Source organism: Paraburkholderia ribeironis (assembly GCF_900019265.1).
Classification (GTDB): Bacteria; Pseudomonadota; Gammaproteobacteria; order Burkholderiales; family Burkholderiaceae; genus Paraburkholderia; species Paraburkholderia ribeironis.
Window position 1 is genome coordinate 1 of the sequence record NZ_CYGX02000117.1, and the last position, 2536, is coordinate 2536.

The 2536-nt window shown below is 59.2% G+C and carries 1 protein-coding gene; it reads right to left on the reverse strand.

Going from position 1 to position 2536, the window contains the following annotated elements:
* Positions 1 to 2004: 2004 nt before the first annotated feature.
* Positions 2005 to 2409, reverse strand: a complete 405-nt coding sequence (locus BN2475_RS31320) for a hypothetical protein (protein WP_143325998.1) — start codon at positions 2407 to 2409, stop codon at positions 2005 to 2007.
* Between the last annotated feature and the right edge of the window lie 127 nt (positions 2410 to 2536).

Consider the following 2536-nt stretch of genomic DNA (forward strand, 5'->3'; position numbering starts at 1 on the left):
CCGTATATGCCTGTTCGGTACGCATGATGCCCTCCTGTGAACAAACCTCGGCACGCTGATTGTAGGCGTCAGTCTCTCGCCGGCCCGGATGCTCATAGGATCTAGGCAGCGGTGGGGTAGAAACGAAATCGGCAAGTGCGCTTTGCGGGTGTCATGGCCCGTGTAGCGAGCCCGTTAAACGCGTAGGGACGCCTGGACGCCAGCGAAAGTCGCGCCTTAGTTAGGGATATTTGGCGATGTTCGTCTGAAGCTCGAAGTCCGGTCTGCCCCCGCAGAAACGACCACCACTTTCCCAGGCTCGCGCCGACGTATCGGCCTTCCGCGGGCGTCGGTGGTCACTTCGGTATGTCCGAGGTCGAGCCAAGGGCTGCACGGCCGCCCAAAACGGCTAGTCCTTGGAAGGATGGCTCAACAACCATGATCCCTCGACGTCGACGGGAACACTGAAGGACACCGATTTTCACGGCGTGTGCACTTAGACCGGATTTGGTCAGAATAGCCCGGTGGAGATGACCATGAGTTTTCCGAGTTCGCGCCGCCGATCCTGCCGTTCGTGAGCGTGGTCTGCTACCTCGGTATCACCGAGACCAAGCTAGGGGCCCTAAAGCCGTCTAAAACGGTTTCGGCCGCGCAAGGTCGGAAGGCTGCAATGGCTCCCCCGCGCGCACCACGACCGAAGTCGGCGACAAGAGCGCGCGCAACAGGCGCTGTCGTGAGACGAAGGTTGACCATGCACAGGGCAAATGCCCGCGCACTGAAGACTCACGCTCAGGGAGGCAGCGCCTCCCTATGCCCTCGTCTCTACGCCTCCCAGTTTGACCGAGGCTCCCTCCCGCCGCAGGCGACACCGCGCAAGCAGAATCGACGGGAGCCTCTTGCCGGAGCTCAAGGCCATTGCCGAGGGAGGCACCGCCGCCCCCGCCCTTCGAGTTGCCTCTCCGCAGTTTGCCCGAAAGTCCGTCTTTCGCCGCAGGTGGTTTCGCAAGAGCATATGGCCTTCGGCATGAGAAAGCCTCGCGCGATGTCGTACCTCTCCACCGCGTATACGCGCATGCACGCGCAAAACACCTTCTCTATATACTAAAAGAAGTCTTTAACATCACCTCATAGTTAACACCTTCTTTTTTCGCGCGCACGCGCGCGTTAACAGAGACCACGACAATCACATCGGACCTCGACGCTACTGTGCCGATATCAGATTCGCCGTCTAACCAGTCCGATATGATGCATTAGCGCGGACGCCACCAAGCGCAGAATAGCCGCCTCGGCAGCGTGCTGCGTTTAAAACGCCAGGCTAAACGCGGAGTCACCTTCAGGCCTTCGCGCCTTCTCCGGACCTCTCGCATGCGCCACGTAGCAATCCAACCAGCTCCCCCGTCATTTGAGACGCCAAACCTCGTTTCGCGGCGCCGAGTTGCGCACCGGCTGGGCAATTGGTGGCGGCGCAACCCTAACGCGGCGAACGGCAGCGAAACGCTTTCGCACTATGTGTCCGGCCAAAAAGGGGCCGTTACCGTGGAACTTCACAACGTTCGCCTCGCACCGCAGAGCCCGGCCCGCATCGCTCGCCAGCACATCCGTCGCCCGCTCCTCCTTCCGCCGCTGAGCGACTACCGAGAGCGAGTTGCAAGCGTAAGCCACGGAAGCGACTGTCGTCGACTACATCAAGCATGGCGCCCAAGCCTGCAACCGACACTCGGCCTCGCTCGAGCATCCCACGAGAATTAGTCTTCATCGCCCTGCCCGCTCGGCTTCCGCCCAGCCGCAGAACCGTGGCGAAGATGCCCGACGACTCTCTTCGTGACGCTGACCACGTTTTCTCGTCAACGTGTGGGCAGCTCATATGATTCGTCGAAGTCGGCCCCGTTCGCCACCACCCTTAAGCGCCGCCTTGATGGACCACGCCGTCGTAATCGAGAAAAAGCACGCTGCGTGTGGATGTCCATGTCCCCTGTGTCGGCCACCTCGTTGTACCAGTATTCAGCGTCTCTGATTGGGGGGCATTCATGGTTCACGATTCGAAGCGACTTCAATACTGAACCCTCCAGGCTTCATTCGATAGCGCCGCAACAAGCCTTCCGCAACGTCGCAAATGTCATCAGCGCTGCAGGGTTGAAGCCCGATGCAGTCGGCCTTAATCCACTCGGCGAGCGCATCGATGCAGGCACGCTCCTCATCTGTTGCATCGAGACCATCCATTCCCTGCTCGAGTACTTGCTGTGCCGGATGTGTCAAGCCGTCCAGCACAACTCCATAGGCTACGGCAATCTCACACAACACCAGATATGCAGACTCAAATCCACAACGCAGCCGCGACATTGAAGACAAAGAACTTCTTTTCGCATCCCGTAAAAACTCACCGCTCATTGAGAGACGGGGGCTCATTTCCTTTAGTTTGTTGCCATCCATGTTCTTCCATCCCTTCCTGCCCTGTCGATTCGGAGCGTCGACAGGGGCCGTGTTGTTTCGAAACGTTTGGACGGTCGGCAATTGCCATAGGACAACGAATCCCAGACCCCGCTAGGGAAACGCTGAT